Origin of the sequence: Candidatus Planktophila sp., from assembly GCF_040402315.1 — a bacterium.
Lineage (GTDB): Bacteria > Actinomycetota > Actinomycetes > Nanopelagicales > Nanopelagicaceae > Planktophila.
The window spans coordinates 1-15,262 of the sequence record NZ_JBBAMU010000022.1 but is presented as its reverse complement, the minus strand read 5'-3'; the positions used below and the strand labels follow the sequence as shown (position 1 = coordinate 15,262).

The following is a 15,262-nucleotide window of genomic DNA, read 5'->3' as shown; positions in this document are numbered from 1 at the left end:
AGGGAGATATCTGGATTGGTGATGGATATGGGGAGAGTTTAGTTCACCGCATTAGACCCGATGGCAGTTCTCAAAGCTTTGATGGTTCTTCAACTTCGCTGGTGTTTAACTGTCCACACGGCATTCTGATTGATACTCGTGGACCACAATCATTCGTGGTCATTGCAGACCGGCGAAATAAAAGAATTGTCTTTTTCACACTCGATGGCGAATATGTGAAATCAGTAAGTTCTGAAGCCATGATTGGTCCTTCATCATTTGTCATACGTAATGATCTTCTTATTGTGACCGATCTTTATGGCGCAATTCTTTCGGTGGACCTTGCGGGCGATGTGGAAATTCTCATTCCTAGTATTAAACCTGAGCGTGGTGAAGGTTGGCCGAATCAGATAAAGGATGGCGAAAGTGTTGCCCCCGATGTAATAGAGGGCGCGGTAAATAGCCCCCATGGCGTTGCAGTTAATTCAAGTAGAACAGTCTTCTTTACCGAGTGGTATTTCGGAGGCCGAGTAGTTCAGATTTACTGATTAACTCAGTTTTTAACGGGTCTTATCTGGCTTGCGTGCAGCTCTTGCTAGAAATAGGCCAAAGACAAGAGCTAGAACAATTCCCGTGTTAACACCCATTTCAATGAGTGCGCGATTGAAATATTGATCTGTTTTTTTTTCTTGCATCGTAAGTGATGCACCCACGGTAAGGATGTGTCGCACAGCTGCGATAACTCCAATAATGAGGAAGTTTTCAAGTTGGAAGATTCCGTCTGTAAATCGCACGATTACGGTGCGCATGATCTCAAGAATGATGACTACAAATAAAATGTCATTAATTCCCTGAATCATGCCGAGAGGGAAAAATGGTCTAGTTTCGATAAGGCGCAGCAAGGTGTAACCAGCAGCCAAGATAGAGATGCCGAATAGAACTATTCCGAGAAAACCGTGCAAGAGATCTTCCAGCTTATCGATGAAATTTGTTGGAATAAGAGACTCATCGTTTGTGAGCATTCCCTTAACAGACTTATATTTCACAATTACCGCCCTTGTTAGCCATGGCTAAGGGTAGGTGCAGGTATAGAAGGCTGCAACATATTTTGCAGGCGCGTCCAATTAAAGTCTATTGAATAAATCTTTCTGATTACCCAATTCCTATCGGCTCGGGTATTTTTAGCTCTATATTGCCGGTAGAGGGAGTCTGAGATGGAAGCAATTAACGAGGATGAACTCAAGGCTCGCCTTGATCCACTTTCTTATGCAGTACTTCGGGAAGGTGCCACAGAGCGAGCATTTACCGGTGAATACACCGACACCGACACAATTGGTAGCTACCTTTGCAAAGTCTGTGACAACGTTTTATTCACATCTGAAACTAAGTTTCATTCAGGATGCGGATGGCCATCTTTTTATGCTCCAACTGCAGATGATGCAGTAACTCTGATTGAAGACCGTTCACTAGCACCACGAATTCGCACTGAGGTTCGTTGTGCGAAGTGTGATTCACACCTTGGACATGTATTTTCAGGTGAAGGCTATGACGTTCTCACAGATGAGCGCTGGTGTATCAACTCGGTAGCACTGGTACTCCAGAAGAAACCAAACTCGTCAAAACAATCTAGTTAGTCGCATCACCAAAGCGCGGTAGTAAATCACTCTTCATCTGCTATGCCGATTTTTCGGGGATAATCTCTACAGTATTTGTGAGTATTCCAATTCCAGCTACGCTAATTTCAACGATATCTCCAGCAGTCAGGGCAATATCAAGCGGTGGAACAATTCCTGTCCCGGTTGAGAGAATGACGCCATGAGGAAAATTTTGACAACGAAATAAATAGTTCACGAGATCTTCTAACGTTCTGTTGAGCTGACCCAGTGAAGTTTCTGCCTCCCATGGTATTAATGTGCCTCGGACAATCTTCGCCTTGATCGTCATCTCTTCGGCTGAAGGCGCAAGCCAGGCGGGTGTGATATCCGGACCAAGTGAAGTTGAACCGATATAAATTTTTGCTTGAGATAGATAGAGGGGGTTTTCTCCCTCTATCGAACGCGCAGTCATATCGTTGCAAATTGAGTACCCAATAATTTCTCGGTGCTTATTAATGAAAAGTGCTACCTCAGGTTCAGGAACTGATGCGGCGCTGTCATACCGAATACCTACAGTTGCACCGGTTCCGCGGGCACGTACTGCCGTGGATTTAAAGAATAGTTCTGGGCGGTCTGCTTCATAAACACGTTGATACACATCGGGGACTCCGCTCTCTTCTTTGCGAGCGTCACGTGATCGCAAGTATGTAACACCAGCACCCCACAACTCAATTTCCGGCGCAATGGGTGCAGCGAGCTCGCCTTGTATCACCGTTGTTGCTTGATTGGTTGCTTCTTTAAGTTCTGCAAGTGTGAGATGAAAAGCTTCAGTCAGTGTTGGAATTCCTACAATAGCCCGGTGTGTGCCACCCGTTGTGACAGCGAAGCGGTATTGGGAATCGGCGGTGTGAAGTACAGAAAATTTCATTTCTTATCCAATTGCTTGCTATATCGCGCCATAAAAGCATCATATATGATTCTGTAGGCCAAGCGAAGAGCTAGATTCACGTTTCCTTACGGCAGAGATTGGACAGATGCATGAGTCAAGAATTTACAGGCCTCACAGCTGCCGTCACTGGAGCAGGTTCCGGAATTGGATTGGCTACCATAAAAATACTTGCAGACGCTGGAGCAAGTGTCTATGGACTCGATATCACAGAAGGCGGAATCACTGAATTTGGCACATGGCTGCAATGCGATGTTGGAGACAATGCTTCCGTTACTTCCGCATTTGCAAAGATTGATGCGCTAGACATCTTAATTAATAGTGCTGCAATTAGTGCAGTTGGTACGGTGGAAGATAATCCATCTGAAGAGTGGCACAAAGTAATGAATGTAAATGTTGTGGGCATTGTGCGCACTGTTCGAGCTGCCCTTCCAATGTTGCGTAAGAGCAAGACGGCATCCATTACCAATGTCTGCTCTGTGGCAGCAACTGCTGGTATTCCAAAGCGCGCTCTCTACAGCGCGTCAAAAGGTGCAGTGCTTTCACTGACACTTGCAATGGCAAATGATCATATGAAAGATGGTGTGCGAGTGAATTGTGTTAACCCTGGAACCGCTGACACGCCTTGGGTGCAACGATTATTGGCACAAGCTGTTGATCCTGCTGCAGAGCGTAAAGCACTGGAAGCTCGCCAACCACTCGGTCGATTGGTCACTGCAGAAGAAGTTGCGCGCGCACTCTGTTATTTAGCAAGCCCGTTACAAGGATCGACAACTGGAACATCTTTGGTAGTCGACGGTGGCTTGCAAGGGCTTCGGATACCAAAGTAAGCCTTTACATCAGTTGCATGTAATCAACCTTCAGGCACCGATTCATCACTACAGTCAGCCCTGCTTCAGTGCCTTTCGCTAAAACTACAGGGCTACTAATTCCGAGCTGAAGCCATATTGCATCTGCGCTAACCGCAATTGCCTCATCAAGAACCTCAATGCAATCTGTAGGTTTCCTAAAGACATCCACCAGGTCGATATGTTCAGGGATTTCCCGAAGTGAGTGGTAAACCTTTTCTCCAAGAACTGTCTCCAGCATAGGATTAACAAGAAAGATTGTGTAATGCGAGTGCTCAAGTAAGTATTGAGCGACTCCATAACTTGGGCGATTAGGCTTATCCGAAACTCCCACAATCGCAATCGTTCTTGATTCTTTGATTAGGTTGCAAATCTGGGTGCTATCAGTAACGTGGCCGGGCATGGGTTAATCATAAAGGGGTTGGTTGGGCGTAAACTCCTCCTTGATGTTTAGAAAAATTGTTAACCTCTTTAAGAACCGGAAGAACTGGGTTCGCCAGATTCTTGTTGCCGGTTTAGCAGGTGGCGTTTCTTGGTTTGTGGGAGATCTACTTATTCAAGACGGTGGGGTAGTCGCTGCCATCGTCTGCACCTTAAGTATTCGCATCTCGCTACATAAATCTATGCGCGAGGGTTTTGGCCAAATTGTCGGAACAGCTGTCGGTGCAGGTATCGCACTCTTTACCGTCAGTGTCTTTAGCTTTGGCTTTATCGCAGTTGCCACAACAATTATTTTCTGCGCCGTCATTGCAAGAGCGCTGCATCTTGGTGAAGTTGCTTCGGTGAACGTGCCGGTCACAGCACTGATTGTTATTGGACCAGGAATTTCTCAGAGCACCGCCGTTCACAGACTGGGATCAACGCTTATCGGTGCGGCAATCGCAATCCTGTTTTCCTACTTCTCACATCCCAATACTCCGGTGGGACGTGCGCAAATCCAGATCAGAAATGTGAGCACTAAAGCCGCAGCCCTCCTTGCTGAAATGTCAGAAGGTGTTGCCGCCGGATACACCCAAAAGGATGCCGGCAGTTGGTTGGCTCGTGCGCGACTTTTAGTGGAAGAAGTTCCGGCCATCCGCGCGCAATCGGTGGAAGCTCGAAGTCATGCGAGATGGTTTCCTACTGCTGAAAAAGATGAAGCCGAAGATATCTACATTGAAGGCATTGCCGCGGAGCACACCTTGGTTCAGGTGCGCATGATTGCGCGAACACTCTTTGATTCAGCGGTGGAGGGCGGAATTGCAGATTCGACGCAGAAGCAAATTGCTGTTGCGCTATCGGCGGCAAGCTATGCAATATCTGCCCACGTTGAGATACCGGATGACATCAATGATGACTCTTCTTCACCAACAGATGATGCACGGCAGGCAGGCTCAGTCCTTGCTGGAACACTTATTGAAGATGGAGATGATGTTGACCAAGAGCAGATTGTCCGTGGGCTCTCTATCGTTGCCAATATTGGCAGAATTGCGGATTCACTTGATCAGAACTCCCCTGCCATCACAGATGTCATCACTCCTGATGAGCCAGCCAAAGACCGAGTGCTCAAGCTTTCGCCCATGCAGCAAACTTCTACGATAAGGAATAAGATTAGGAAGTTTTTCAGAAAGTATTTCTAGGAGGAAATATGTGTAGCAAAGTTCAGTGCACCAAATGCGCAAAACCAACATGGGAAGGCTGCGGGGAGCATGTGGAGGAAGCCTTAATCGGAGTCGCCATAGCGGATCGCTGCTCCTGTAATTAACTCATTTGCCACGGCAATTTTTCACTTTGCGCCTTAAGCCCTAGACTTCACTCTCTACCATTGCCCCCCTAGCTCAGTCGGTAGAGTGTTTCCATGGTAAGGAAAAGGTCACCGGTTCGATTCCGGTGGGGGGCTCGAACAACAATTTAATATGCACGCCCTTGGCGGGGTAGCTCAGCTTGGTAGAGCAAGCGGCTCATAATCGCTGTGTCGTGGGTTCAAATCCCGCCTCCGCTACTAATAATCAAGTGCGAAATACGCACGGATTTCACCAATGAAGGTTGCTCGGGTAATCTGAGCACCGCTTAGTGCAGCATCTACGAAGGAGTTAAGACCATGGCAAGTAAGAGCGCGGACGTACGTCCAAAAATCACCATGGCATGCGTGGATTGCAAAGAGCGTAACTACATCACCAAGAAGAACCGCCGCAACGATCCAGACCGCATGGAACTCAAGAAGTTCTGTCCACGTTGCAAGTCTTCAACTCTTCACCGCGAAACCCGCTAATGCTCAACCCCGATTCGGTCGGGCGCACCTTCGCCGGTACATATGTCATAAAAATTTCTCAATCTGAAATCGATGCCTTCTGTGCCGTTATTGGCGAAAGAGATACAACGATTGCTCCGCCTACATTTTCGATCCGCATCACGCTGACTCAATTTGAAGAAATCCTCACCAAACCAGAGATTGGCCTTGATTGGTCACGCCTGGTTCATGGTGATCAGAAGTTTGAAATATTTTCACCGGTAAAGGCCGGTGATGGACTTACGTGTGCTGCAACTATTGAAAGTTATCGAGTCGCTGCCGGAAATGAGATTGTCACAGTTCGCTCCGATCTACATCGCGAAGGCGCCCTTGTGATATCTGCCTGGTCCACATTGGTGGTGCGCGCATGATTGAAGTAGGAACAGTCTTGCCGGAGGAAGTCTTCTTAATTAATCGGGATATGCTCAAAAGCTATGCCGATGCCTCAGGTGATCAAAACCCTATTCACCAAAATGAAGAGTTCGCAATCTCTGTGGGCCTTCCTAACGTCATTGCCCACGGCATGCTCACCATGGCACTGGTTGGCAAGTATGTCTCTGACTTTGCCGGGGGCGCCGCCAAGGTTCTGGAATTCGGTGCTCGCTTTACCAAGCCAGTCATCATCCCTGCAGGTGAAAACGTTGACCTGACTGTGAGTGCAACTGTGAGTGAGATAGTTGATGGAAAGATTTCACTAACCTTAAGTGCAACCTCTGCTGGCGTGAAAGTACTTGGAATGGCAAAAGCGGTGGTGCGAAAGTGAGTGCACCTGATTCGGTACACGAGTTAGCGAAAGCTCGATTAGCTGCTCGTGCTGAGAAAAACTTTGCCCGCTCAGATCAACTGCGCGATGAGATAGCAGCTGCCGGCTTTGAAGTTGTTGATAGCGCTGGGGGATATGAACTGCGTCCTAAGAAGCGTTTTCCAGTATATGAATCCACTCGCGATATCCGCCCGATTAATTCTGGCAAATTTGAGATCACAGCAGCAATAATCGTGGAAGGATTTCACGCGGATGCGGTGACATGCATCGAATCGATTAAGGCCCATAGCCAATGCGCAATCGCAATTCTGGTAATTGGAGATCCTGGAATTCTTGTCGATCAATTAGATTCACGCACATCACTGGTTCAAGTCAATGAAAACTTTGGCTGGGGTGAGAATGCCAATGCGCTCCTGCGCAATGTGACAAGTGAATTTATTATCATCATGGATCCGTCAACAACCTTCACCGGCGATGCAATTACTCCGGTACTTGCCGAACTACAAAAGAGAGAATTTGTAGCTGTCGGCTGGCGTGGGGGGTTAGTAAATCTGGAAGATGAATGGCGCAGCACAGAGGATAAAGGTGCCGGGGAAGTAGATGTGCTCTTTAGCTACTTCATGGCAATGCATCGCGAGGATGCTTTGGCCGTGCGCGGGTTTAGCAATCGCGCACTTTTCTATCGCAATGCAGATATTGAATTCTCGCTCACTCTTCGTCATGGAAATGGGCGCTTGCTGCAGATGGAGCTACCCCTTGAACAAGGACGTCATCATGGTTATCACGATAGCGAGCCTGAATATCGGGAAGTGCAATCGAAGAAAAATTACGACCGTATTCTGGAGCGCTTCAGAGGCAAGACTGCAATATTGAGTCCGCGCAGGTAGCCTAAGCACATGGCCGATTTACGCGATTACACATCACTACGCGTAGGCGGGCCTGCCAAAAAGTTTGTCGAAGTAGGCACTGAAGCAGAGATCATCGCTGCTATTGAAACCGCTGGTGATTCCCCGATACTTATTATTGGTAGTGGAACAAATATTTTAGTTTCAGATACTGGTTTTGAAGGCACCGTTATTCGCATCGTCAATCATTCGCTGCAATCTGAAATCGATGCCTGCAGTGGAGCCACACTGACCATCGGTGCTGGTGAGAACTGGGATGATTTTGTGAAGACCACACTTGAACGAGGCTTTGCCGGTCTTGAAACCCTCAGCGGAATTCCTGGCAGTGTGGGAGCAGCTCCAATCCAAAATATTGGCGCCTATGGACATGAGGTTTCAGAGTTCATCACTCGGGTGCGCACCTATGATCGCCAGAAGAAAGAAATCAAAACATTTACCAACCTCGAGTGCGAATTTGAATATCGCAATTCTCACTTCAAATCTCATCCTGGGCGCTATGTCATTCTCGATGTGCAATTCAATCTGCGCACAGGTGAGCAGACAACACCGATTACTTACTCTGAACTTGCCACAAAATTAGGAATTGAAGTGGGCGAGAAAGCAGCTATAGCAGCCACTCGCAAAGCGGTATTAGAGTTACGTGGCATGAAGGGAATGCTGTTAAATAAAACAGACCGCGATTCCTGGTCTGCTGGTTCATTTTTTACCAACCCTATTGTCTCTGCAGAAGTTGCAGCAAAGCTTCCAGCAGACGCTCCCAAGTGGCCAACATCAGATGGGCGCGTGAAGACCAGTGCAGCCTGGCTGATTGAAAACTCAGGGATACATAAAGGTGATGCACACGGTGGCGCAAGAGTTTCGACCAAGCATGTTCTAGCGCTGACCAATGCCGGTAATGCAACTGCCAACGATATTCTCGAGCTGGCACACGTTGCCAAAGAGAAGGTCTATCAGAAGTTTGGTATTACCTTAGAGACGGAAGTTAACTTAGTTGGAGTTACTCTGTAAGTAACTTCTTGATCCGCCCAATACCTTCAACGATATCTTCATCGCTGGTGGCATAGGAGAATCGCAAGTAACCCGAAGGCCCGAAAGCTTCTCCGGGAACGGCAGCAACTTCTATTTCTTCCAAGATGATTGTGGCAAGCTCGGCAGATGTATTTGCAACCTTGCCGCGAATAGTTTTACCTAGTGCGCCCTTTACTGATGGATACACATAGAAAGCACCCTGTGGTGTTGGGCAATCAAAGCCAGGAATCTCATTGAGAAGGCCAACAATTAATTTGCGGCGACGGTTAAAGGCTTCACCCATCTTGTGTACTTCATCAAGGTTTCCGGAAACTGCGGCAATCGCTGCGCGCTGTGAAACATTGGAAACATTTGATGTCAGGTGAGACTGAAGATTCGTTGCCGCCTTGATGGCATCTTTTGGCCCAATCATCCAACCCACACGCCAACCAGTCATGGCATGAGTCTTGGCAACACCGTTGATGATGATGCAGGTGTCAGCAAGTGCTGGAACCAAAACTGGAAGTGAAGGAGCTTTAGCGCCGTCATAGAGCAGGTGCTCATAGATCTCATCTGAGATGACCCACACATTATTCTTCACAGCCCACTCGCCAATTGCTTTCGCTTGTTCAGGTGAATAGACCGAACCAGTTGGATTTGAAGGAGAGCAGAACAATAAAGCCTTCGTCTTTGGTGTTCGGGCTGCTTCTAGTTGTTCAACTGTCACTAAATAGTTTTGTGACTCATCTGCAAATACTTCAACGCTCTTTCCACCAGCAAGCTTGATTGCCTCTGGATATGTGGTCCAAAATGGTGACGGTAAAATGACTTCATCACCTGGATCAATAATTGTGGCAAAGGCTTGATAGACCGCTTGCTTTCCACCATTGGTAACAAGAACTTGATCTACAGTAATTTCATAATGTGAGTCGCGCTTTGTCTTTGCCACAATTGCTTCGCGTAATTCGGCAAGGCCAGGTGTGGGTGTGTAGCGATGATTTGCGCCGACTTTGGTTGCAGCAGCTGCTGCTTCGATAATGTAATCAGCGGTTGGAAAATCTGGTTCACCAGCTCCGAATCCAATGACAGGTCTACCTGCTGCTTTTAGCGCTTTCGCTTTTGCATCTACTGCCAATGTGGCTGACTCTGCGATAGCTGAAATTCGTGCGGAGATTCTGCTCATATGCGAAGTCTGCACCATGGCCCACATCTCTGGCACGCTCAGAAATGGTGGTTCTGCCCACCCTGATTTAGCCAGTTTTACTCCGGCCGCCCCCTGCCCTTACACTTCGACGCTCACGATGATTTTCTTCCTCGCCTTGGCGCGCCTGAAAATTCGTCGCGAAGGGCAGTAGCTCAATTGGCTAGAGTTGCCGTCTCCAAAGCGGCCGGTTGGGGGTTCGAGTCCCTCCTGCCCTGCAAGATGTTTTACACCGAATGAAGGATGAAAGAGAAGGAAGATCATGACTGATGCAGTTGAAGTTACCGAGGAGAAGCTCGGGATTTTTGCGCGCGTTGGACTTTTCTACCGCCAAGTTCTTTCAGAGCTGAAGAAGGTTGTTTGGCCAACAAGAAATATGTTGACCACCTATACCGCCGTTGTGCTCGTATTCGTGACTTTTATTATTGCTGTCGTTTCAGTTATCGACTTTGTTCTGACCAAAGTTGTCTTCTGGGTATTTGGATAAGGAATTGAGCGAAATGACTGAAGAAATTACTTCTAATACGCCGGCGCCAGACGCCTTTGAGGCAGCCCTTGCTGCCAACGCTGATGATCTTGCAACCCCTGTTGCTGAATTTGTTGCCGAGCCAATTTCTGAAGCTATCGACGACCAGTCAGCTTCTGACCAGTCAGCTTCTGACCAGTCAGCTTCTTACCAGTCAACCTCAGACCAGTCAACCTCTGACTTGGCGCTCGCAAGTGATGAAGATGGCGATATTGAATCTGATGAGAATGATCCCAACGCCGAGTTCCGCCGCACACTTCGTGCCGCAATTGGTGATTGGTATGTCATCCACTCTTATGCTGGATATGAGAAGAAGGTAAAGGGCAACCTGGCCAACCGTATTCACACCCTGAACATGGAGGAGTACATCTTCCAGATTGAAGTTCCAGAAGAAGAGGTAATGGAAGTTAAGAACGGTGCGCGCAAGATGGTCAAGCGCAATATCTATCCTGGCTACGTCCTTGTTCGCATGGATCTCACCGATGAATCTTGGTCAGTTGTTCGTAATACTCCTGGAGTTACCGGTTTCGTTGGCAATGCCCACAACCCAAGTCCACTCAGCATGGTTGAAGTTGAGAAGATTCTTGCACCACGTCCAAAGAAGGCTGCAGATAAAGCAGATATCAAGCTTATTGATTTCGAAGTTGGCGAATCAGTCACCGTTATGGATGGCCCATTTGCCACACTTCCAGCATCAATTTCCGAAATCATGCCAGAGCAGGCAAAGCTCAAGGTATTGGTCTCAATCTTTGGCCGCGAGACCCCAGTAGAACTTTCATTTACCCAAGTACAAAAGCTCTAACGAACTTTACGAAAATACGAATAGGAAAAGAGAAGCGAAATGGCACCAAAGAAGAAAGTCACCGGATTCATCAAGTTGCAGATCCAAGCTGGCGCAGCAACACCTGCACCACCTGTAGGTCCGGCACTCGGTCAGCATGGTGTCAACATCATGGAGTTCGTCAAGGCATATAACGCTGCGACTGAATCACAAAAGGGCCAGATCATCCCAGTAGAAATTACTGTCTATGAAGATCGCTCATTCGATTTCATCACCAAGACACCGCCAGCATCACGCCTCATTCTGAAGGCAGCTGGCGTGGAAAAAGGATCTGCTATTCCGCACAAGACTAAGGTTGCAAATATCACTATGGCTCAGGTCAAGGAGATTGCAACAACAAAGATGGCTGACCTCAATGCCAACGATATCGATGCCGCCGCAAAGATCATCGCTGGCACTGCCCGGTCAATGGGAATTACAGTCTCGTAATTAAATTTCTTCTTGCCACGGTGGCGAGAAGATGTGGGAGAACCGCGCTGGTTCGCTAACCACAACCGAAAACTTGTAGCGATACAAGAAAGCAGGAAGATATGAAGCGCTCAAAGAAGTACACCGAAGTAGCAGCGAAGGTCATCAAAGACCACCTCTACACACCTCTTCAAGCAGTCACACTTGCGAAAGAGACAACAACAACTAAGTACGACTCAACTATTGAAGTTGCACTCGTTCTGGGCGTGGATCCAAAGAAAGCTGACCAAGCAATTCGCTCAACTGTTAACTTGCCTCACGGCACCGGAAAGACAGCACGCGTTTTGGTATTTGCTAACGGTGAGCGTGCCGAAGAAGCACGTGCAGCTGGCGCCGATATCGTCGGTGGCGATGAACTCATTGATGAAGTATCAAAAGGTCGGCTAGATTTCGATGCCGTTGTTGCAACACCAGATTTGATGGCCAAGGTTGGTCGTCTGGGTAAGGTTCTTGGAACACGTGGCCTGATGCCAAACCCAAAGACTGGAACAGTGACAACAGATGTCACTAAGGCAGTCAAAGACATCAAGGGTGGAAAGATTGAATTCCGTGTTGATAAGAACTCAAACCTTCACTTCATCATCGGCAAGGCATCATTTACGGCAGATCAGCTTGCCGATAATTATGCCGCTGCCCTGGAAGAAGTTCTTCGCGTGAGGCCAAACTCTTCCAAGGGTCGCTACATCGCCAAGGCTGTTGTCTCATCATCGATGGGACCTGGAATCGCGGTAGATCCAAACCTCACACGCGAGCCATCAGCTAACTAGCTCTTTTAGGCAGGGGATTTGACCAGTTCCAATCCCCTGCTTAAGATTTACCCATAACCAAAGACCGCAGGTCTTAAGCTCGCAAGAGTTCAAGATAATTGAGGAATCTCAGCCCGCGTAGGTGTTCACATTAATCCGTGCGCATTTACGCGTCACGGATTTTTTTATTGCCTGTAGTCACCTTGAACAACTAACGAAAGGTGAACCGAATGGCTCGCCCAGATAAAGCAGCAGCAGTTGCTGAACTGACTGAAGATTTCAAGTCAGCCACAGCGACTTACCTCACCGAATATCGCGGGCTGACCGTGACTTCGATGAAGGCGCTACGCCGCAGCCTTGGTGCAGATACCAAGTACAGCGTCGTAAAGAACACTCTTACCAAGATTGCAGCAAAGAATGCTGGCGTTGAGATCTCTGATGATCTCCTTGCTGGCCCATCAGCTGTTGCATTCATTAAGGGCGATGCAATCGATGCAGCTCGTAACCTCAAGAACTTCCAGAAGGAGAACCCACTCCTAATCATTAAGGGTGGAATCTACGAAGGAAAGTTTGTTACAACAGCAGAGATCATGAAGCTCGCAGACCTCGAGTCTCGCGAAGTACTTCTTGCAAAGCTTGCTGGTGCTATGAAGGGCTCGCTTGCCAAGGCAGCGCGTACCTTCGATGCACTTCGCATCAAGATGGAAGCAGGAGCACCAGCTGCAGCACCAGTTGCAGCAGCAGCTCCAGTAGCAGAAGCGGCACCAGCTGCAGAAGCTCCAGCCGAGGCACCAGTTGCTGAAGCAGTTGTAACAGAAGAAGTTGTCGCTGAAGTTGCTGCAGAAGCAACAGATGCAGCAGAAACTCCAGCGGAATAAAGAAAAGGAAATAATAAAATGGCAAAACTCTCACAAGACGACCTTTTGGCTCAGTTCAAGGAACTCACACTCGTTGAGCTCTCAGAATTCGTAAAGGCATTTGAAACAGAATTCGATGTGACAGCAGCAGTACCAGTTGCCGCAGCAGCAGGTGGCGGCGCAGCAGGCGGCGGCGCAGCTGAAGCACAAGATGAATTCACAGTAATCCTTGAAGCAGCAGGCGGACAGAAGATTGCCGTAATCAAGGAAGTTCGTAACCTGAACTCAGCACTTGGTCTTAAGGAAGCAAAGGATCTCGTCGATGCGTGTCCAGCAACCCTGCTTGAGAAGGTAAATAAGGAGACAGCAGATAAGGCAAAGGCAGCCCTTGAGGCAGCTGGCGCGACGGTCACTGTTAAGTAAATTCTTAACTAAAAAGCCCGGTTCCCTCGTGGAGCCGGGTTTTTTTATCCCCAAAGGGCAGACAAGCGGGGGGATTTGGGGGTATAAGCACTCGGTTTGCCCCAACGGGGGGTGAGGAGTTACTCTTCGCCTTCGCATATTTTTCTAGAGGTCTTTGCATATAGCGGCGGCGACCTTCTAATTGTGCGTGTCCACATAAAAGTGAATTTTGTCTGGAAGGACATCTCTTGGCCGCGAAAAAGAGTTCAAATGCCCCCCGTCGTATTTCGTTCGCAAAGATCCGTGAACCGCTAGAAGTTCCTAATCTGCTCGCGCTGCAAGTTGAAAGCGTTGACTGGTTACTAGGAAACGATCTATGGCGTGCACGTCTTGCGCAATCAACTAACACAAATCGAGGAGAACTTCCTTCGAAGTCCGGTTTGGAAGAAATCTTTGAAGAGATTTCACCAATCGAAGATTTCCAAGGAACGATGTCACTTTCATTCCGTGACCATCGCTTCGAGCCACCTAAGCATTCAATTGCTGATTGCAAAGAGCGCGACATGACATATGCGCAGCCACTCTTTGTGACTGCAGAATTTACAAATAACGAGACCGGCGAAATTAAGTCTCAGACAGTCTTCATGGGTGACTTCCCTGTTATGACACCACGCGGAACATTCGTCATTAACGGAACCGAGCGCGTTGTTGTTTCACAGATTGTTCGCTCACCTGGCGTGTACTTCGAACGTCAGATTGAAAAGACTTCAGATAAAGATGTATTTACTTCAAAGATTATTCCTAGCCGCGGTGCTTGGCTTGAATTTGAAGTTGATAAGAAGGATCTTGTTGGCGTTCGTATCGACCGCAAGCGTAAGCAATCTGTCACAGTATTCCTTAAGGCCCTTGGTTGGACAGATGAACAGATTCGGGAAGAGTTTGGTGACTTCGCTTCCATGATGGCAACACTTGATAAGGACACTGTTAAGACTCAAGATGAAGCACTTCTTGATATCTATCGCAAGATGCGTCCAGGTGAGCCTCCAACTAAGGAAGCGGCACAGAACCTTCTTGAAAACCTTTACTTCAACCCTAAGCGTTATGACTTGGCTAAGGTCGGTCGCTTTAAGGTTAATAAGAAGCTCGGTCTTGACCTTGAGCTTTCCCAGAGCATGCTTACCATTTCAGATATCGTCGCAACACTTCGCTACCTGGTAGCGCTGCACCGCGGAGATCTCACAATGGATTACGGCCGCGAAGTTCGCGTGGAGAAGGACGATATCGATCACTTCGGTAACCGTCGTCTTCGCACAGTAGGCGAGCTCATCCAGAACCAAGTACGTATCGGACTCTCACGTATGGAACGTGTTGTTCGCGAACGTATGACAACCCAAGATGTGGAAGCAATTACTCCTCAGACTTTGATCAACATCCGTCCGGTTGTTGCATCAATCAAGGAGTTCTTCGGAACATCTCAATTGTCACAGTTCATGGATCAAACAAATCCACTTTCAGGTCTTACACACAAGCGTCGTCTTTCAGCGCTCGGACCTGGTGGTCTCTCACGTGATCGCGCGGGCTTCGAAGTGCGTGACGTTCACCCATCTCACTACGGTCGTATGTGTCCAATCGAAACTCCAGAAGGACCAAACATTGGTCTTATCGGTTCGCTTGCAACTTATGGTCGAGTTACAGCATTTGGTTTTATCGAGACTCCATACCGCAAGGTTGTTAAGGGTCGCGTTACAGATCAGGTTGATTACCTAACTGCAGATGAAGAAGATGAACACATCATCGCCCAGGCGAATGCACCATTAACAGATGACAATCACTTTGCAGAAGCACGCGTACTTGTACGTCGTCGTGGTGGCGAAGTTGAATACATCCCAGCTGATGAAGTTGATTACA

At 48.0% G+C, this 15,262-nt stretch carries 21 protein-coding genes and 3 tRNA genes; 20 read left to right on the top strand and 4 right to left on the bottom strand.

All coding sequences use genetic code 11. The features are described from left to right. Positions 1-527 (top strand): NHL repeat-containing protein (locus AC9UEP_RS04595; RefSeq protein ID WP_509544395.1); only part of this gene is annotated, 527 nt, incomplete at its 5' end. Positions 528-539: 12 nt separating this feature from the next. Here AC9UEP_RS04595 and AC9UEP_RS04590 read toward each other — a convergent pair. Further along, positions 540-1,025: a phosphate-starvation-inducible PsiE family protein gene (locus AC9UEP_RS04590; RefSeq protein ID WP_509544392.1), complete on the bottom strand. Its 486-nt coding sequence runs from the start codon at positions 1,023-1,025 to the stop codon at positions 540-542. Positions 1,026-1,193: 168 nt separating this feature from the next. Between AC9UEP_RS04590 and msrB the strand changes: the two genes are divergently transcribed. Further along, entirely contained in the window at positions 1,194-1,613 is a 420-nt protein-coding gene (gene msrB, locus AC9UEP_RS04585) for a peptide-methionine (R)-S-oxide reductase MsrB (protein WP_509544389.1), read from the top strand. A 40-nt stretch (positions 1,614-1,653) separates the two neighbouring features. Here the strand turns inward: msrB and AC9UEP_RS04580 are convergent, their stop codons facing one another. After that, positions 1,654-2,502, bottom strand: coding sequence for a fumarylacetoacetate hydrolase family protein (locus tag AC9UEP_RS04580; RefSeq protein ID WP_509544386.1), 849 nt, complete (start codon positions 2,500-2,502; stop codon positions 1,654-1,656). A gap of 110 nt (positions 2,503-2,612) precedes the next feature. Here AC9UEP_RS04580 and AC9UEP_RS04575 point away from each other — a divergent pair, with 110 nt between their 5' ends. Beyond that, positions 2,613-3,350: an SDR family NAD(P)-dependent oxidoreductase gene (locus AC9UEP_RS04575; RefSeq protein ID WP_509544383.1), complete on the top strand. Its 738-nt coding sequence runs from the start codon at positions 2,613-2,615 to the stop codon at positions 3,348-3,350. Between the two features lie 4 nt (positions 3,351-3,354). Here AC9UEP_RS04575 and AC9UEP_RS04570 read toward each other — a convergent pair whose 3' ends face one another. Beyond that, positions 3,355-3,771, bottom strand: a complete 417-nt coding sequence (locus tag AC9UEP_RS04570; protein ID WP_509544380.1) for a CoA-binding protein — start codon at positions 3,769-3,771, stop codon at positions 3,355-3,357. 43 nt (positions 3,772-3,814) lie between these two features. Here AC9UEP_RS04570 and AC9UEP_RS04565 point away from each other — a divergent pair, with 43 nt between their 5' ends. The 9 genes from AC9UEP_RS04565 (at position 3,815) to AC9UEP_RS04525 (ending at position 8,313) form a co-directional block, all read left to right on the top strand. Continuing rightward, positions 3,815-4,987 (top strand): FUSC family protein, encoded by a 1,173-nt coding sequence (locus AC9UEP_RS04565; protein ID WP_509544377.1) that lies wholly within the window; start codon positions 3,815-3,817, stop codon positions 4,985-4,987. Between the two features lie 8 nt (positions 4,988-4,995). Further along, positions 4,996-5,112, top strand: a complete 117-nt coding sequence (locus AC9UEP_RS04560) for a DUF8730 family Cys-rich protein (protein WP_509544375.1) — start codon at positions 4,996-4,998, stop codon at positions 5,110-5,112. Positions 5,113-5,174: 62 nt separating this feature from the next. Then, positions 5,175-5,247 (top strand) — tRNA-Thr (locus tag AC9UEP_RS04555). A gap of 28 nt (positions 5,248-5,275) precedes the next feature. Further along, a tRNA-Met gene (locus tag AC9UEP_RS04550) sits at positions 5,276-5,349 on the top strand. A 99-nt stretch (positions 5,350-5,448) separates the two neighbouring features. After that, positions 5,449-5,619 (top strand): 50S ribosomal protein L33, encoded by a 171-nt coding sequence (gene rpmG, locus AC9UEP_RS04545; protein WP_017955317.1) that lies wholly within the window; start codon positions 5,449-5,451, stop codon positions 5,617-5,619. Next, a complete protein-coding gene (locus AC9UEP_RS04540) occupies positions 5,619-6,008 on the top strand; it encodes an FAS1-like dehydratase domain-containing protein (RefSeq protein WP_509544372.1) in 390 nt (129 codons plus the stop codon). The genes rpmG and AC9UEP_RS04540 overlap by 1 nt, the downstream gene beginning before the upstream one ends. After that, positions 6,005-6,400, top strand: a complete 396-nt coding sequence (locus AC9UEP_RS04535) for a MaoC/PaaZ C-terminal domain-containing protein (protein WP_509544370.1) — start codon at positions 6,005-6,007, stop codon at positions 6,398-6,400. The genes AC9UEP_RS04540 and AC9UEP_RS04535 overlap by 4 nt, the downstream gene beginning before the upstream one ends. Next, positions 6,397-7,287 carry a glycosyltransferase gene (locus AC9UEP_RS04530; protein ID WP_509544367.1) on the top strand — a complete coding sequence of 297 codons (891 nt, stop codon included), beginning with the start codon at positions 6,397-6,399 and terminating at the stop codon, positions 7,285-7,287. Before AC9UEP_RS04535 ends, AC9UEP_RS04530 begins: the two co-directional genes overlap by 4 nt. Positions 7,288-7,296: 9 nt before the next feature. Then, positions 7,297-8,313, top strand: coding sequence for a UDP-N-acetylmuramate dehydrogenase (locus AC9UEP_RS04525; protein ID WP_509544364.1), 1,017 nt, complete (start codon positions 7,297-7,299; stop codon positions 8,311-8,313). On the opposite strand, the gene AC9UEP_RS04520 is transcribed toward AC9UEP_RS04525, so the two are convergent. Further along, on the bottom strand, positions 8,303-9,496 hold the full coding sequence (locus AC9UEP_RS04520; protein WP_509544361.1) for a pyridoxal phosphate-dependent aminotransferase: 1,194 nt from the start codon (positions 9,494-9,496) through the stop codon (positions 8,303-8,305). The two genes, AC9UEP_RS04525 and AC9UEP_RS04520, sit on opposite strands and share 11 nt — an antisense overlap. A gap of 162 nt (positions 9,497-9,658) precedes the next feature. Between AC9UEP_RS04520 and AC9UEP_RS04515 the strand changes: the two genes are divergently transcribed. The 8 genes from AC9UEP_RS04515 to AC9UEP_RS04480 form a co-directional block, all read left to right on the top strand. Beyond that, positions 9,659-9,732, top strand: a tRNA-Trp gene (locus AC9UEP_RS04515). A gap of 44 nt (positions 9,733-9,776) precedes the next feature. After that, positions 9,777-10,001 carry a preprotein translocase subunit SecE gene (gene secE / locus AC9UEP_RS04510; RefSeq protein WP_095685000.1) on the top strand — a complete coding sequence of 75 codons (225 nt, stop codon included), beginning with the start codon at positions 9,777-9,779 and terminating at the stop codon, positions 9,999-10,001. Positions 10,002-10,014: 13 nt separating this feature from the next. Next, complete coding sequence (gene nusG / locus AC9UEP_RS04505) at positions 10,015-10,842, top strand: transcription termination/antitermination protein NusG (protein WP_509544359.1); 828 nt, start codon at positions 10,015-10,017, stop codon at positions 10,840-10,842. 39 nt (positions 10,843-10,881) lie between these two features. Beyond that, the gene (gene rplK, locus AC9UEP_RS04500; protein WP_095675235.1) at positions 10,882-11,310 is read left to right on the top strand and encodes a 50S ribosomal protein L11; all 429 of its coding nucleotides are present in this window, start codon (positions 10,882-10,884) and stop codon (positions 11,308-11,310) included. A 101-nt stretch (positions 11,311-11,411) separates the two neighbouring features. Next, on the top strand, positions 11,412-12,116 hold the full coding sequence (gene rplA, locus AC9UEP_RS04495) for a 50S ribosomal protein L1 (protein ID WP_509544356.1): 705 nt from the start codon (positions 11,412-11,414) through the stop codon (positions 12,114-12,116). Between the two features lie 209 nt (positions 12,117-12,325). Continuing rightward, positions 12,326-12,973: a 50S ribosomal protein L10 gene (rplJ, locus tag AC9UEP_RS04490; protein WP_509544354.1), complete on the top strand. Its 648-nt coding sequence runs from the start codon at positions 12,326-12,328 to the stop codon at positions 12,971-12,973. Positions 12,974-12,991: 18 nt separating this feature from the next. Beyond that, on the top strand, positions 12,992-13,375 hold the full coding sequence (rplL, locus tag AC9UEP_RS04485; protein ID WP_509544352.1) for a 50S ribosomal protein L7/L12: 384 nt from the start codon (positions 12,992-12,994) through the stop codon (positions 13,373-13,375). 227 nt (positions 13,376-13,602) lie between these two features. Then, a partial coding sequence (locus AC9UEP_RS04480; protein ID WP_509544349.1) for an RNA polymerDNA-directed RNA polymerase subunit B occupies positions 13,603-15,262 on the top strand: 1,660 nt, incomplete at its 3' end.

Coding starts and splice junctions, on each gene's coding strand:
- msrB (WP_509544389.1), top strand. CDS start 1,194: ATGGAAGCAATTAACGAGGATGAACTCAAGGCTCGCCTTGATCCACTT.
- AC9UEP_RS04580 (WP_509544386.1), bottom strand. CDS start 2,502: ATGAAATTTTCTGTACTTCACACCGCCGATTCCCAATACCGCTTCGCT.
- AC9UEP_RS04575 (WP_509544383.1), top strand. CDS start 2,613: ATGAGTCAAGAATTTACAGGCCTCACAGCTGCCGTCACTGGAGCAGGT.
- AC9UEP_RS04570 (WP_509544380.1), bottom strand. CDS start 3,771: ATGCCCGGCCACGTTACTGATAGCACCCAGATTTGCAACCTAATCAAA.
- AC9UEP_RS04565 (WP_509544377.1), top strand. CDS start 3,815: ATGTTTAGAAAAATTGTTAACCTCTTTAAGAACCGGAAGAACTGGGTT.
- AC9UEP_RS04560 (WP_509544375.1), top strand. CDS start 4,996: ATGTGTAGCAAAGTTCAGTGCACCAAATGCGCAAAACCAACATGGGAA.
- rpmG (WP_017955317.1), top strand. CDS start 5,449: ATGGCAAGTAAGAGCGCGGACGTACGTCCAAAAATCACCATGGCATGC.
- AC9UEP_RS04540 (WP_509544372.1), top strand. CDS start 5,619: ATGCTCAACCCCGATTCGGTCGGGCGCACCTTCGCCGGTACATATGTC.
- AC9UEP_RS04535 (WP_509544370.1), top strand. CDS start 6,005: ATGATTGAAGTAGGAACAGTCTTGCCGGAGGAAGTCTTCTTAATTAAT.
- AC9UEP_RS04525 (WP_509544364.1), top strand. CDS start 7,297: ATGGCCGATTTACGCGATTACACATCACTACGCGTAGGCGGGCCTGCC.
- AC9UEP_RS04520 (WP_509544361.1), bottom strand. CDS start 9,496: ATGAGCAGAATCTCCGCACGAATTTCAGCTATCGCAGAGTCAGCCACA.
- secE (WP_095685000.1), top strand. CDS start 9,777: ATGACTGATGCAGTTGAAGTTACCGAGGAGAAGCTCGGGATTTTTGCG.
- nusG (WP_509544359.1), top strand. CDS start 10,015: ATGACTGAAGAAATTACTTCTAATACGCCGGCGCCAGACGCCTTTGAG.
- rplK (WP_095675235.1), top strand. CDS start 10,882: ATGGCACCAAAGAAGAAAGTCACCGGATTCATCAAGTTGCAGATCCAA.
- rplA (WP_509544356.1), top strand. CDS start 11,412: ATGAAGCGCTCAAAGAAGTACACCGAAGTAGCAGCGAAGGTCATCAAA.
- rplJ (WP_509544354.1), top strand. CDS start 12,326: ATGGCTCGCCCAGATAAAGCAGCAGCAGTTGCTGAACTGACTGAAGAT.
- rplL (WP_509544352.1), top strand. CDS start 12,992: ATGGCAAAACTCTCACAAGACGACCTTTTGGCTCAGTTCAAGGAACTC.